Source organism: Sphingomonas sp. BK345, from assembly GCF_014193845.1.
GTDB lineage: Bacteria > Pseudomonadota > Alphaproteobacteria > Sphingomonadales > Sphingomonadaceae > Sphingomonas.
Map to the genome: position 1 here is coordinate 225,827 of NZ_JACHZX010000003.1, position 12,041 is coordinate 237,867.

General features: G+C 73.3%; 13 protein-coding genes and 1 tRNA gene. 6 read left to right on the forward strand and 8 right to left on the reverse strand.

What is annotated here, in order from left to right:
• Positions 1–238 precede the first annotated feature (238 nt).
• From FHY03_RS10475 to FHY03_RS10495, 5 genes are all read right to left on the reverse strand, one after another.
• Positions 239–1,321 carry an FAD-dependent monooxygenase gene (locus FHY03_RS10475; RefSeq protein ID WP_183930647.1) on the reverse strand — a complete coding sequence of 361 codons (1,083 nt, stop codon included), beginning with the start codon at positions 1,319–1,321 and terminating at the stop codon, positions 239–241.
• Positions 1,303–1,953, reverse strand: a complete 651-nt coding sequence (locus tag FHY03_RS10480; RefSeq protein ID WP_183931315.1) for a methyltransferase domain-containing protein — start codon at positions 1,951–1,953, stop codon at positions 1,303–1,305. Before FHY03_RS10480 ends, FHY03_RS10475 begins: the two co-directional genes overlap by 19 nt.
• Before the next feature lie 41 nt (positions 1,954–1,994).
• Positions 1,995–3,050, reverse strand: coding sequence for a type III polyketide synthase (locus FHY03_RS10485; RefSeq protein ID WP_183930649.1), 1,056 nt, complete (start codon positions 3,048–3,050; stop codon positions 1,995–1,997).
• Between the two features lie 112 nt (positions 3,051–3,162).
• Positions 3,163–3,249, reverse strand: a tRNA-Leu gene (locus FHY03_RS10490).
• Positions 3,250–3,341: 92 nt separating this feature from the next.
• A complete protein-coding gene (locus tag FHY03_RS10495; RefSeq protein WP_183930651.1) occupies positions 3,342–4,169 on the reverse strand; it encodes a zinc-ribbon domain-containing protein in 828 nt (275 codons plus the stop codon).
• A 143-nt stretch (positions 4,170–4,312) separates the two neighbouring features.
• On the opposite strand from FHY03_RS10495, the gene ftsE reads away from it, so the two are divergent.
• From ftsE to FHY03_RS10515, 4 genes are read left to right on the forward strand one after another with little or no spacing between them, the layout of a single operon-like run.
• A complete protein-coding gene (ftsE, locus tag FHY03_RS10500; protein WP_183922969.1) occupies positions 4,313–5,023 on the forward strand; it encodes a cell division ATP-binding protein FtsE in 711 nt (236 codons plus the stop codon).
• Entirely contained in the window at positions 5,020–5,892 is an 873-nt protein-coding gene (locus tag FHY03_RS10505; protein WP_183930653.1) for an ABC transporter permease, read from the forward strand. Before ftsE ends, FHY03_RS10505 begins: the two co-directional genes overlap by 4 nt.
• On the forward strand, positions 5,889–6,428 hold the full coding sequence (locus FHY03_RS10510; protein ID WP_183930655.1) for a YdcF family protein: 540 nt from the start codon (positions 5,889–5,891) through the stop codon (positions 6,426–6,428). The genes FHY03_RS10505 and FHY03_RS10510 overlap by 4 nt, the downstream gene beginning before the upstream one ends.
• Positions 6,425–7,132, forward strand: coding sequence for a 1-acyl-sn-glycerol-3-phosphate acyltransferase (locus FHY03_RS10515; RefSeq protein WP_183922496.1), 708 nt, complete (start codon positions 6,425–6,427; stop codon positions 7,130–7,132). Before FHY03_RS10510 ends, FHY03_RS10515 begins: the two co-directional genes overlap by 4 nt.
• Before the next feature lie 140 nt (positions 7,133–7,272).
• On the opposite strand, the gene FHY03_RS10520 is transcribed toward FHY03_RS10515, so the two are convergent.
• The 3 genes from FHY03_RS10520 to FHY03_RS10530 are packed head-to-tail and all read right to left on the reverse strand — an operon-like array spanning position 7,273 to position 10,211.
• Entirely contained in the window at positions 7,273–8,181 is a 909-nt protein-coding gene (locus FHY03_RS10520; protein ID WP_183930657.1) for a prephenate/arogenate dehydrogenase family protein, read from the reverse strand.
• Positions 8,181–9,329 (reverse strand): histidinol-phosphate transaminase, encoded by a 1,149-nt coding sequence (gene hisC / locus FHY03_RS10525; protein WP_183930659.1) that lies wholly within the window; start codon positions 9,327–9,329, stop codon positions 8,181–8,183. The genes FHY03_RS10520 and hisC overlap by 1 nt, the downstream gene beginning before the upstream one ends.
• A gap of 48 nt (positions 9,330–9,377) precedes the next feature.
• Positions 9,378–10,211, reverse strand: a complete 834-nt coding sequence (locus FHY03_RS10530) for a formate/nitrite transporter family protein (RefSeq protein ID WP_183930662.1) — start codon at positions 10,209–10,211, stop codon at positions 9,378–9,380.
• A 103-nt stretch (positions 10,212–10,314) separates the two neighbouring features.
• Here FHY03_RS10530 and FHY03_RS10535 point away from each other — a divergent pair, with 103 nt between their 5' ends.
• Positions 10,315–11,445 carry a homoserine O-acetyltransferase gene (locus tag FHY03_RS10535; RefSeq protein WP_183930664.1) on the forward strand — a complete coding sequence of 377 codons (1,131 nt, stop codon included), beginning with the start codon at positions 10,315–10,317 and terminating at the stop codon, positions 11,443–11,445.
• The gene (gene metW, locus FHY03_RS10540; protein ID WP_183922487.1) at positions 11,442–12,041 is read left to right on the forward strand and encodes a methionine biosynthesis protein MetW; all 600 of its coding nucleotides are present in this window, start codon (positions 11,442–11,444) and stop codon (positions 12,039–12,041) included. Before FHY03_RS10535 ends, metW begins: the two co-directional genes overlap by 4 nt.

Here is a 12,041-nt window from a genome sequence, read left to right on the forward strand (position 1 = left end):
GCGGATTGGCGCGCGATTAACTCGCCGCGGTGATCGGGGGAGCGCGGCGACGACGCGCGCCTCGCTCGCTTGCGGCGTCCGGCGTGCTTCGAGACCGCGCTTCGACAGGCTCAGCGCCTCCTCAGCACGAACGGGAAGGGCAGCGCCGTCCTATACTCTGCCTATCCCGACATTTCTTCGTTCGCGCTGAGGAGAGGCTGAGCTCGTCGAAGCCTCGTCTCGAAGCGCCGCCACGCGCCTACTCGCCCCCGATCCGCGTCCAGCGCGCCAGCGTCTCGAGCAATCCGGCGCGGGCGAGCGGCGCCAGCAGCGGCGCGGCGAGCACCGGATGCTCCGCCAGCGCGCGCACCGCCCCCGCCACGGCGAGCGGTGCCCCCGCGCGGCGGACGAAGCGCGCCTGCCACGATGCCGCCGCCAGCGCGCCGCCGTCGTGCCACGCTCCCGCCGCGCTGATACCGCTCGCCAGCGCGATTCCCATCCCCTCGCCGGCGAGCGAGGGGATCACCGCGGCCTGGTCGCCGAGCCGGAACAGGCCGGTCTCGCCTGGCCGCGCGCGCCACCCGTAGGGCACGTTGGCGACCGCCTCGATCGCGCCGTGCGCCGCGTCGCCGAACCGCTCGCCCAGCGCCGGCGCCTCTGCCGTTAGCATCTCGAGCAGGCGCGCGGGCGTCCCCGCCGCGCTCAGCCGCGAGCGGCGTAACGCGAGGCAGATGTTGGTGCTGCCGTCCTCCTGGCGCACCACGCCCGCATAGCCGCCGCGGAACAGGTGGAGCTCGACCGCGTCGCCGACCAGCCGCGCCAGCGCGGGCGAGTCGGCGCGGCGCGTGCGCAGCCCCAGCGACGGATCACCTTTCGGTGCGGGCCGTGCGCTGCCGCGCACGTCATGCTTGCCGCTGGCGAGAAACAGCGCCTCGCTCGCCAGCAGCGCGCCGTCGGCAGTGCGCACCGCACCGTCCTCCACCGCGCGCGCCGCGACCCCCCGCTCCACCGCCGCGCCCGCCGCCACTGCGCGCGCGAGCAGCAGCGAGTCGAGCCGGTGACGCGAGACGCCGCGCGCGGGCGCTGGCAGCGGTGCCTCAACCACGCGCCCCGCGGCGAAGAGGCGTACGCGGCGAACCACCGCGGGGCCGAGCGCGTCGGGGTCGATCCCAAGCCGCTCCACCGTCGCCAGCGTGCGCCAGCTGAGGAAGCCGCCGCACAAAGCGTCGCCGGTCTCGCGCGTGCGCTCTATCACCAGCGCGCGCGTACCGCCCTGCGCCAGCGTGATCGCCGCCGCCGCACCGGCGGGCCCGCCGCCCAGGATCAGCGGCGCTCGACGCACAGCCGGAACGGAAAGGCGCGGTAGACGCGCGCGTCGCGCACGCCCGCGGCGGCGAGCAGCGGGAGCCACTCGTCGGGTCGGTAGCTGCGCGCAATCGAGACATGGCCGTCGTGGCGCACGATCGGGTGCCAGCCGAAGCCGCGTGCCAGCAGCGGCCAGGCGCGATAGGCGACAGCGTGGCGGTGAAGGTCGTTGACCAGCCAACCGACGCGCGCGTGCCGCTCCATCCAGGCGAGAAAGGCGATCAGCTGGTCGCGCGTCATATGGTGCGCCACCAGGCTGGAGATGACGAGGTCCCACGGCTCGTCGCCGAGCGCGCGATAGTCGCCGACGCGCCAGTCGACCGCGAGCCCGGCCGGGCTGTGCGCCAGCGCCGCGGCGCGGCTGCGCTCGTTCTGGTCGACGCCGACGAGTTCGAGGGCGACCCCGCGCCGCTCGCCCCAGCGCGCGATCCGCCGCAGCATGTCGCCGTCGCCGTAACCGACGTCGAGCAACCGGTAGCGTCCGCCCGGGCGGCAGGTGCGCCGCAGGAAAGCCAGCGTGGGGCGAGCGGCGAGCGTCACGACATTGACCCGGGCGAGATCGGCGACCACCGCCGCATAGATCTCGGGCGCGAGGTCGTCCGCGTCCATCAGCTCGTCCGCGATCCGCCGCTCGGCGAGCGAGGGCGCGCTCACGGCGCGGTACGGAAGGCGATCCCCTCCGCCGCCATGCCCGGTCCGAAGGCGAGCGCCACGCCGTGTCGCACCGGTTCGCCGCGCAGCACGCGCGCGAGCACGAAGAGCAGGGTCGCCGAGGACATGTTGCCGCAGTCGCGCAGCACCGCCCGCGAGTCGGCGAGCGCCTCGGGGGGTAGCGCCAACGCCTGCTCGACCGAGTCGAGGATCGAGCGGCCGCCGGCATGCACCGCCCAGCGGTCCACCGTCGCGCCGCCGGTGAGCGAACCGACCAGCGCTGGATCGCGCAGCGCGCCGCCGAGGCGGCCGGGTACTTCGCCCGAGAGATGCATCGCGAAGCCGCGGTCGGTGATGTCCCAGCGGATCAGCGAGTCCGATTCCTCCAGCGCGGCGCTGAACGGCCGCTCGAGCGCGAGCCCGCGCGGCACGGCGGTGACCAGCGCGGCGGCGGCACCGTCGCCGAACTGGAGCATGGCGAGCAGCGACTCCAGTTCGTCGCTCGCCTGGAGGTGGAGCGTCGACAGCTCCACGGTCACCACCAGCACGCGCGCCGCCGGCTCGGAGCGAACGATATGACGCGCGGTGCGCAGCGCCACCACCGCGGCGTAGCAGCCCATGAAGCCGATCAGGGTGCGCTCGACGGTCGCCGCCAGACCGAGCCGTCGCGCGATGATCTGGTCGACGCCCGGCGCGACGAAGCCGGTGCAGCTCGCCACGACGAGATGCGTGACGCCGTCGAGCGCGACCTGCTCGGCCAGAGCGCCGACCGCGGCGAGCGCGAGCGTGGGGGCCGCCGCGGCGTACAACGCCATGCGCGCGCCGGTGCCGGGCAGCGTCTCGGCGGCGTAGAAGCCGCCCGCGGCGACCGGCGAGCCGGCGCTCTCGGGCAGCACCGACCAGCGGTGCGCGATGGCCGCGCGCGCGGCCATCCGCTCGAACACGCGCGCGGGCCGCTCAGGCAGGCGGTCGCGTGCCCAGTCGACGAAGGCGGTGTGGATGTCGTGCGTCGGCGTCGCGGTGCCGATCGCGTGAAGATACGCGGTACAGGTCATGCTCGGGGCGTAACGCCTGGGAGCGGCGCTCGGCGCCGACGTCCGGCTGCTCCCGCTTGGGACGAGCCGTGCGGGCTCGCCGGCCCGCGGCTCCCGCGCCTAGGCGGGAAGGTGGTGCGGTCGAGAAGACTCGAACTTCCACGTCCTTTCGGACACAACGACCTCAACGTTGCGCGTCTACCAATTCCGCCACGACCGCACGTGATGTCCGCCGGGGTATGCCCGGCGGCTGGCAGGAGCGGGCCCCTAGCAAAGCCCTGAGGGGCTGGCAACACGCTTTCGTCGCCCGGCTCAGCTTTCCTCGCCGACGAAGCTGAGGTCGAGCCGCTTCGACGTGGCGGGGACGTCGACCTGCGCCGAGTTGAAGTCGAGCGCCCCGTTGGGCAGCAGCGTGCGCTGCTGCGGCGTGATCGTCCAGCTGAAGACGATCTTGCCCTGCGCGTCGCGCAGGTCGGCGCGGATGTCGGGGACCCGCTGGCGCGTCGGCGACGGGTTGGTGATCTGCCCGCTGACCGCGAACAGCTCCGAGCCGTTGGCCATCTTGCGGCGCTCGATCGGGTGATCGACGATGCGCAGCGGCAGCTCGGCCGGCCCGATCGAGAGGCCGACCTGCTGCGCCAGGCCGGGCGCGGTGGTCCACAGGATCACCGCCACCGCGGCGAGCATCAGCAGCCCGGCGGCAAGGCTGGCGATGGTACGCATCCGCGCGGTGTTGCGCTCGGGGCGGAACGGCGGGCGATGCGCGAAGGCGTCGTAGCCGGCGGCCACGGCGGAGGGCTCGGGATCGGCCTCGACGAAAGCGGGCGCGATCAGCGGGGGCGGGGCGGGGGGCGACGCGGGCGCAGCGGCCGGCGGCATCGCAGCGTCCGGCTCGGCGACGCGCGAGATGGGGAGGCGCGCCGGCTCGGGCTCGGGCTCGGGCGGGTAGCCTTCCGGCTCCGCGGCGTTGGAGGGCGCGAACGCCTCTTCCTCGTCGAACGCGTCGATGAGCGGTTCGTCCCGCGGCTCCTGGTACCAGCTGTGTCGGCAATTGGCGCAGCGCACGGTGCGGCCGGTCGCGCCGACCGTGCCGTCCGGCACCTGATAGCGCGCGCGACATTCGGGACATTCGATGATCATGGCGGGCCACCGGCAGGAACTGATCGCGATTCTAAGCACGTGCGAGCCATCTGAGGCAAGCGGCCCGTCACCTGCTTGATGCGCGGGGGCACGCGTGCGATGGCGGCGGGGCGATGCGCAGGCGAGAGGTGGTGAGCGGCCGGGTGGCGGGGATCGTCCAGTTCGAGAATGTCGGGCTGCGCTACGGCCAGGGCGAGGAGGTGCTGCGCGACGTCAGCTTCGCGCTTGCGCCGGGCGAATTCTATTTCCTCACCGGCGCGAGCGGCGCGGGCAAGACCTCGCTGCTGAGCCTGCTCTACCTCGCGCAGCGCCCCAGTCGCGGCATCATCCGGCTGTTCGGCGAGGACGTGGTGACGCTGCCGCGCGCGCGCCTGCCCGGCTTCCGCCGCCGCATCGGCGTGGTCTACCAGGATTTCCGCCTCGTGCCGCACCTCAGCGTCGCCGACAACATAGCGCTGCCGCTGCGCATCGCCGGGGCCGACGAGACCGAGGTTGCCGAGGCGGTGCGCGAGATGCTCGCCTGGGTCGGCCTGTCGCACCGCGCCGCGGCCTTGCCGGAGACGCTGTCCGGCGGCGAGCAGCAGCGGGTCGCGATCGCGCGGGCGGTGGCGGGGCGGCCCGAGCTGCTGCTGGCCGACGAACCGACCGGCAACGTCGACGAGCCCATGGCCGACCGGCTGATGCAATTGTTCGCCTCACTCAACGGGCTCGGCACCACCGTGGTGGTAGCGACGCACGACCCGCAGCTGCTGCGACAGGTGAAGGGCGCGCAGCTGATGCGGCTGGCGGACGGGCGGCTGCTCGACCCAACCGGCGCGCTGCGCTTCCCGCCCGCCCGCGTGAGCATGGCATGAGCGCGGTGATCGCCCGCGTGCTCGATCCCGCGCGCGCGACGCGCGCGATGGTGGGCGTGCTCGCGATCATGCTGTTCCTGACGCTGCTCGCCGCGGCGGCGGGGATCGGCGCGGGGCGCGGCGCGGCGGCGTTGGGCGCGCGGCTGAGCGGACGCGCCACGGTGCAGTTCACCGACGCCGATCCCGCCGCGCGCGGGGCGGCGGCGGCGCGCACGCTGGCGGCGCTGCGGTCCTCGCCCGCGGTGACGCGCGCGCGCGCGGTGCCGCGCGCCGAGCTGGCGAGGCTGGTGGCGCCCTGGCTCGGCAGCGCGGCGGACGACCCCGACCTGCCGATGCCCGAGCTGATCGATCTCGAGCTCGCGCCCGGCGACGACGCGCTCCCGGCCGCGCGCGCGGTGCTGCGCCGCGCCGCGCCCGGCGCCGTGATCGACTCGCACGGCGCCGCGGTGGCACCGCTGGCGCGGCTGCTCCGCGTCGCGTCGATCCTCGCCGTCGCGGTCGCGGCGCTGATGGTGGGCGCCAGCGCCGCGGTGGTGGTGCTGGCGGCGCGGGCGGGGCTGGAGGCCCACCGCGCCACGATCGCTGTGATGCACGGGCTCGGCGCGACCGATGCCCAGGTGGCGGGTCTGTTCCAGCGCCGTGTCGCGCGCGATGCCGCGACCGCCGCGCTGGTCGCGACGGCGGCCGCCGGCGTGACCGCGGTGCTGCTGATCCCCGCCTTTGCCGTGGGCGCCGGCGCGCTCGGCGACATCGTCGCGCTCGGCGCGCAGGGCTGGAGCGTGCTCGCGGCGCTCCCGTTCGTCTTCGTCGGCTTCGCCGCGCTGGTGGCACGCCGCACCGTCACCCACGCGCTGGCACGAACGCTGTGATCAAGCGGCTGATCGCGCTCGCGCTGCTCGGCTGGGCGCTGGGCTTCGCATTGTTCATGCTGGCGCTGCCGGGCACCCCCGACGCGAGCCTGCGCACCGACGCGATCGTGGTGCCGACCGGCGCGGCCGGGCGGATCGCGCGCGGGCTCGACCTGCTCGAGCAGAAACGCGCGCGGCGCATGCTGGTGACCGGCACCGCGCCGGGCGTGACGCGCGCCGATCTCGCGCGGATCAGCGGCCATGCCGCCACTTTCGCCTGCTGCGTCGACCTCGGTGCCGAGGCGGTCGACACGCGCGGCAACGCCGAGGAGACCGCCGCCTGGGTCAAGGCGCACGGGTATCGCTCGATCCGGCTGGTCACCTCCGACTGGCACGCGCGCCGCGCCGCGCTCGAGCTCGCCGCCGCGCTGGGCACGTCGGTGAGCGTCGCGGTCGAGGGCGTGCCGAGCGAGCCGACGCTGGCGCAGGCGGTGAACGAATACAACAAGCTGCTGCTGCGTGCGGTGGTGCTGGGGTGGGAGCGGGTGAGACGGTGAACGCGCTGAGATCCTGGCTCTTCCGGCTGGTGTTCTATGCCGGCTCGGTGCCGATCGTGCTGGTGGTACCGATCGTGGCGCTGTTCGGACAGCGCGCGATGGTGCCATACGCGCATGTCTGGTCGGCCTATCATCGCTGGGCGGCGCGCGCTCTGCTCGGCGTGCGCACGCGCTTCGAGGGCGAGCTGCCCGCGGGCCCGGTGCTCTATGCCGCCAAGCACGAGGCGATGTACGAGACGGTGGAGCTGCAGCCGCTGCTGCGCGGCCCGGCGGTGGTGCTCAAGCGCGAGCTGTGGAACATCCCCTTCTGGGGCTGGGCGACGCGGGTCTACGGCGGGATCCCGGTCGATCGCGACGCGTCCGCCGCGGCGCTGCGCCAGCTGGTGCGCGACGCCAAGGTGGCGCGCGAGGCACGGCGATCGGTGATCGTCTATCCCGAGGGGACGCGCGTGCCGCACGGCGAGGCGCCGCCACTGCGCTCAGGCTTCGCGGGACTGTACAAGGCGCTGGGCTATCCGGTGGTGCCGATCGCGCTCGACAGCGGCCGGCTGGGACTGCGCCGCGGCACGGTAACGCCGGGAGAGGTGACGATCCGGCTGGGCGAGCCGATCCCGCCGGGGCTGCCGCGCCGCGAGATCGAGGCGCGCGTGCACGCCGCGATCAACGCGCTGAACGCGGGGGATGCGAGTGCGGGTGAGGCCTAGACGTCGATCTTAGCCGTTTGGCGGCATCCTGAGCTCGTCTCAGGATCCTCAGTGCCGCATACCTGGGCGCCGGAGCGCTCGCGGGCCGGTGGATGCTGCAACGAGTTCAGCATGACGCCAGTCTGCGGGAGAAGGCCTCCTCAGTCGTGCCGGCGCCCGAAGTCGGCGGCGGCGTCGTCCTGTCCCTGGTCGACGATCGAGCGGCGGATCGCGCGCGTTCGCGCGAAACGGTCGTACAGCGCGTCGCCGTCACCCCAGCGGATCGCGCGTTGCAGCTGGCTGAGATCCTCGCTGAAGCGCTGCAGCATCTCTAGCACCGCCTCCTTGTTGGCGAGGAAGACGTCGCGCCACATCACCGGGTCCGACGCGGCGATGCGGGTGAAGTCACGGAAGCCGCCGGCCGAGAATTTGATCACCTCCGACTCGGTCACCTGGCCGAGATCGTCCGCGGTGCCGACGATCGTATAGGCGATCAGGTGCGGCAGGTGGCTCGTCACCGCCAGCACGCGGTCGTGGTGCTCGGGCGCCATCCGCTCGACATCGGCGCCGAGCCGGTGCCAGAATTCCTCGACCCGCGCGACCGCGAGCGGGTCGCTCTCGGCGAGCGGGGTGACGATGCACCAGCGCCCGCGGAACAGCGAGGCGAAGCCCGCCTCCGGGCCGCTCTGCTCGGTTCCCGCCACCGGGTGGGCGGGCACGACGCGCTCGGGCGGCAGCACCGCGGCCAGCGCCTGCGCCACCGCGGTCTTGCAGCTGCCGACGTCGCTGACGATCGCGTCGGCGGGCAGCTCCTCCGCGATCTCGGCGGCGACCGCGGCCATGGCGCCGACCGGCACGCACAGGATGACGAGATCGGCGTCGGTCACCGCCGCGGCGGCGCTGTCGGCGACGTCGTCGACCAGGTCGATCCGGCGCGCGGTCTCACGCACCGCGGCGCTGGCGTCATGTCCGGTGAGCCGCACGGTCGGCAGATACTGGCGCACCGCGCGCGCCACGGACGAGCCGATCAGCCCGAGCCCGATGACCGACACGCGGCTGAACGGCAGCATCAGCCGCGCTCGATCCCGGCGTCGGCCGCCTCGGCGTGCGCGGGCGCGGTGTCGCGCTCGACCAGCGCACGCAGCGCCGCGGCGACGCCGCGCGTCTCCTCCTCGGTGCCGATGGTGATGCGCAGCCCCTGCGCGAGCCCCTGGCCCGGCAACCAGCGGACGATATAGCCCGCGTCCATCAGTCCCTTGTAGGCCGTCTCCGCGTTCAGCGCGCCCTCGAACACGACCAGCACGAAATTGGCCTCGCTCGGGATCGCGCGCAGTCCGCCGTTGCCGAGCTTGGCGATCTCGTCGGCGAACCAGGCGCGCCATGTGGCGTTGTGCGCGCGGGTGTGCTCGACGAACGCGCGATCCTGGATCGCGGCAACCGCGGCGCGCTGGCCGCCGATGGTGATGTTGAACGGCAGCCGGATGCGGTGCAGCGCCTGGACAATGTCGGCGTGCGCGTAGCCCCAGCCGATGCGCTCCGCGGCGAGCCCGTGGATCTTGGAAAAGGTGCGCGTCACCAGCACGTTGGGTGCGGTCGCGGCGAGCTCGAGCCCGCCGTCGTCGTCGTGGTCGGCGAGATATTCGGCATAGGCCTGGTCGAGCACCAGCAGCACGGTCCGCGGCAGCGCGGCGTGGAGGCGCGCGATCTCGGCGCGCGGCGCGAAGGTGCCGGTCGGGTTGTTGGGGTTGGCGACATAGACGACGCGCGTGCGCTCGGTGACGCAGGCGAGGATCGAGTCGACGTCGGTGGCATAGTCGCGGTCGGGCGCGATCACCGGGGTGGCGCCGACTCGCCGCGCCGCGATCTCGTACACCGCGAAGCCGTAGCGGACGAAGATGACCTCGTCGCCCGGCCCGGCGTAAGCGCCCGCGGCGAGATGGAGGATCTCGTCCGAGCCGTTGCCGTAGATGATCCGCGCGGGGTCGAGCCCGAAGCGCGCCGCGATCGCCTCGCGCACGATCGCGCCGCTGGCGTCGGGATAGCGCTCGAGCGAGTCGGCGGCGGAGGCGAAAGCGGCGCGCGCCGCGGGCGAGGTGCCGAGCGGGTTCTCGTTCGAGCTGAGCTTGGCGACCGTGCGCCCGTCATCGGTGGTGGAACGCCCCGGGACGTAGGGGGCGATGTCCATGATCCAGGACTTGGGGCGCGGCGCATCACTCATGTGCGATCGGGTAGCGGGTGTGAGGCGGCTGGGGAAGAGGGCGGCGCGTCACAGCTCCTGCCGCACCTGCGCGTGCGCGAGCAGCGCGAACAGCCCGGTGCCGCCGATCACGTTGCCGATCAGCGCCGGCAGGATCAGCCCGACGAGCGCCTGTGCGAAGCTCACCTCACCCGCGAAGGCGAGCAGCCATGCCTCGCCCGAGCCGGCGACGACATGCGCGAAACCGCCCAGCGCGATGAAATAGGTGAGGACGAACACCACCCAGAATTCCTGACCGCGCGACGAGGGCAACGCCCAGGGCACCGCCGCGATCAGGAAGCCGGCGGGGATGCCGAGCCGCAGCGTCGCCCAGAAATCATGCGCGAGCAGCTCGCGCGACGTCTCCAGCATCGCCGCGCCGCCCTCGGGCGAGCCGATCAGGCGATAGTGGACCAGCCCTGCGATCAGGAGCGTGCCGAGCAGGTTGGTGCCGAGCACCAGCGCCCATAGCCGCAGCAGCCGCACGAGATTGCCGAGGCTGGGATGGGTCGCCACCGGGATCACCGCCGACAACGTGCTCTCGGTGAAGAGCTGGAGCCGCCCGAGGATCACGACGAGGAAGCCGAGCGTGTAGCCGACGCTGGTCACCAGCGGCGTCCAGCCTGCCTCGGGCAGGTCGCGCGCGATCAGCGACTTTCCCAGGATCGAGGCGCTGATCGCGACCCCGCCGGCGAGCCCCGACCAGACCAGCGACCAGCTCGGCCGTTCCAGCTCCTCGTCGCCGGCACGGCGGATCACCTCGTGAATCACGCGCGGGCTGGCCGCCTGACGCTGCTTCACCGCCGCGCGCTCGTCAGGATCGAGGTCGATGTCGCGCTCGCGCGCCTCGGCGTCGTCCGCCATGAAGGGCCTCCCGCGTCGGGCTGACGCTCGACGCCAACGCGGCGCAGGCGCGCGCGGGTCCGGCTCGACTTGGGCGGGGCGGCGCGGGTAAAGCGGCTGCCCGATGCTCACCACGCCCTCCTCGCTGGACCAGCGCTTCGGCCTGTCGCGCCACGTCGTGCTGCCGGGGCCACTGCGGCTCGACGGCGGCGCGCTGCTCGCGCCGGTCGAGATCGCCTATGAGACCTATGGCACGCTCGCGCCCGACGGCGGCAACGCGCTGCTGATCTGTCACGCGCTCACCGGCGACCACCACGTCGCCTCGGCGCATCCGCGGACCGGCAAGCCGGGCTGGTGGCAGCGCATGGTCGGCCCCGGCCGCCCGATCGACACCGACCGCTTCTTCGTGATCTGCGCCAACGTGCTGGGCAGCTGCATGGGCACGTCCGGCCCGGCGAGCATCGATGCGGCGACCGGCCGGCCCTATGCGATGGCCTTCCCGGTCATCACAATCCGCGACATGGTGCGCGCGCAGGCGCTGCTGCTCGACCATCTCGGCGTGGCCAAGCTCGCCGCGGTGGTGGGCGGATCGATGGGCGGGATGCAGGCGCTGAGCTGGGCGGCGACCTTCCCCGAACGGCTCGACGCCTGCCTCGTCATCGCCTCCACCGCGCGCCACACCGCGCAGAACATCGCCTTCCACGAGGTCGGGCGGCAGGCGATCATGGCCGACCCGAACTGGGCGGGTGGTGACTATTACGACGGCATGCCCCCCGCGGCGGGACTGGCGGTGGCGCGGATGGCGGCGCACATCACCTATCTCTCCGAGGCGGGGCTGACCGAGAAGTTCGGCCGCCGCCTCCAGGCGCGCGAGCAGAAGTCGTTCGGCTTCGACGCCGATTTCCAGGTGGAGAGCTACCTGCGCCATCAGGGACTGGCCTTCACCGACCGGTTCGACGCCAACTCCTACCTCTACATCACCCGCGCGATGGACTATTTCGACCTCGCCGAGGAGCATGGCGGGCTGCTCGCGCACGCCTTCCGCGCCGCGCGCGCGCGCTTCTGCCTCGTCAGCTTCGACACCGACTGGCTGTACCCCACCGCCGAATCACGTGCGATCGTCCAGGCGCTGGTGGCGGCGCGCGCGCCCGCCAGCTTCGTCGAGCTCTCCAGCCCCTATGGCCACGACGCCTTCCTGCTCGACTCGCCCGAGCTCGACCGCGTGATCGGCGGCTTCCTCGGGACCGGCGCATGAGCCTGCGCCCCGATCTCGCGATCATCGCCGCGCATGTGCCGCCGGGCGCGCGCGTGCTCGACGTCGGCTGCGGCGACGGCGAGCTGATGAAAGCGCTGCGCGACACCAAGGGGGTGGACGCGCGCGGGCTCGAGCTCGACCCGCGCAACGTCGCCGCGGCGGTGTCGCGCGGTCTGTCGGTGATCCAGGGCGACGCCGACACCGACCTCGCCGGCTACCCCGACCAGAGCTTCGACTATGCCATCCTGAGCCAGACGCTCCAGACCGCGCGCGCGCCCGACCGCGTGCTCGACGAACTGCTGCGGATCGGGCGCCACGCTTTCGTCAGCTTCCCCAATTTCGCGCACTGGCGGGTGCGGCTTTCGCTGCTGTGGGGCGGGCGGATGCCGGTGACGCGGCTGCTGCCCGAGCGCTGGTACGACACGCCCAACATCCACCACCTCACCGTGGACGATTTCCGCGCGCATCTCGCCGAGCGCGGGGTGGCCACCGAAGCTGCCTGGTTCCTCTCGGGCGACAAGCGCACCGGCGGCGCGGCGGCGAACTTCCTCGCCGAGCATGCGGTATTCCTGCTGCGTCGGAACCCCGCCGATTGA

What these genes read in the sequence shown, in the direction of transcription:
- FHY03_RS10520 (WP_183930657.1), bottom strand. Translation starts at nt 8,181, where the DNA reads ATGCTGCCGTTCAGCCGCGTGTCGGTCATCGGGCTCGGGCTGATCGGC.
- metW (WP_183922487.1), top strand. Translation starts at nt 11,442, where the DNA reads ATGAGCCTGCGCCCCGATCTCGCGATCATCGCCGCGCATGTGCCGCCG.
- FHY03_RS10535 (WP_183930664.1), top strand. Translation starts at nt 10,315, where the DNA reads ATGCTCACCACGCCCTCCTCGCTGGACCAGCGCTTCGGCCTGTCGCGC.
- FHY03_RS10485 (WP_183930649.1), bottom strand. Translation starts at nt 3,050, where the DNA reads ATGACCTGTACCGCGTATCTTCACGCGATCGGCACCGCGACGCCGACG.
- FHY03_RS10530 (WP_183930662.1), bottom strand. Translation starts at nt 10,211, where the DNA reads ATGGCGGACGACGCCGAGGCGCGCGAGCGCGACATCGACCTCGATCCT.
- FHY03_RS10495 (WP_183930651.1), bottom strand. Translation starts at nt 4,169, where the DNA reads ATGATCATCGAATGTCCCGAATGTCGCGCGCGCTATCAGGTGCCGGAC.
- FHY03_RS10505 (WP_183930653.1), top strand. Translation starts at nt 5,020, where the DNA reads ATGAGCGCGGTGATCGCCCGCGTGCTCGATCCCGCGCGCGCGACGCGC.
- hisC (WP_183930659.1), bottom strand. Translation starts at nt 9,329, where the DNA reads ATGAGTGATGCGCCGCGCCCCAAGTCCTGGATCATGGACATCGCCCCC.
- FHY03_RS10480 (WP_183931315.1), bottom strand. Translation starts at nt 1,953, where the DNA reads ATGGACGCGGACGACCTCGCGCCCGAGATCTATGCGGCGGTGGTCGCC.